This is a genomic window from Aquimarina macrocephali JAMB N27 (assembly GCF_000520995.1).
GTDB lineage: Bacteria > Bacteroidota > Bacteroidia > Flavobacteriales > Flavobacteriaceae > Aquimarina > Aquimarina macrocephali.
Genome location: NZ_JACA01000128.1, coordinates 1 through 809 on the forward strand (window position 1 = coordinate 1; position 809 = coordinate 809).

At 28.9% G+C, this 809-nt stretch carries 1 protein-coding gene; it reads left to right on the forward strand.

Going from position 1 to position 809, the window contains the following annotated elements; genetic code table 11:
- Positions 1-634, forward strand: a 634-nt coding sequence (locus Z054_RS32035) for a hypothetical protein (protein WP_035093920.1), incomplete at its 5' end; no start/stop codon positions are given.
- Positions 635-809 lie beyond the last annotated feature (175 nt).

Genomic DNA, 809 nt, shown 5'->3' on the forward strand with positions numbered 1-809 from the left:
TTATTTATTTATTTATGGCTGTAGTAAAAAAATCGAATACCTTAATGAAACTGAGTCTTGTGAATTAAAACTATACGATGATTCTACGTACAAGTTCTCATACCCAACTTTTTTCGAAACAAAATCGGAAAAAGGTTTTTATGAAATTGGAAATGATAAAATAACTTTATCTCGAAAATCATATAATAAAATTGACAGCGTAGATATTGGATATACTTATTCTTGGAATGGAACAGACAAACCCGATTCGTTACTCTTGAGATTTAAAAACCTAAACAGGGTAGTTATTAAAACAAAAATCAAATTTAATAGTTCTATTCAAGAATTTGAATCAAATGAACTTGGTGAAATTGATATTGCATATGAAAAGTTAGAAAATTTAGGAATTATAGAATCTAACGAGGTAATTAAAAATTATACTATCTATTTTGACAATAAAATTTATAGTCCAGATATGAGCTACTATTTGGACTCAAGAAGACCGCAAAAAATTGATTTTAAACTGAATCAATTCGTCGGAGAAGAATATGCGATTCTAAAAAGAGTTTATCGATTTGAGAATGACACTATATATATGAATGATATTTCCAGAAAAACGATTGGAAGAAATAATAAATTGACAAAACTGGAATAAAATAGCTGCTAACATGATATATGTGATCATAGCAACCAGGTGATTAATCGAATGATTCTTGTGTTTTTTGGTAAAGCGCAATGCTTGCAAAACGAAAAATGTAGCAACCAATGCGCAGATAAAGTCGATAGCTAGGTAACATTTTGCGCAGCTACGACACATATATTAAACGTTA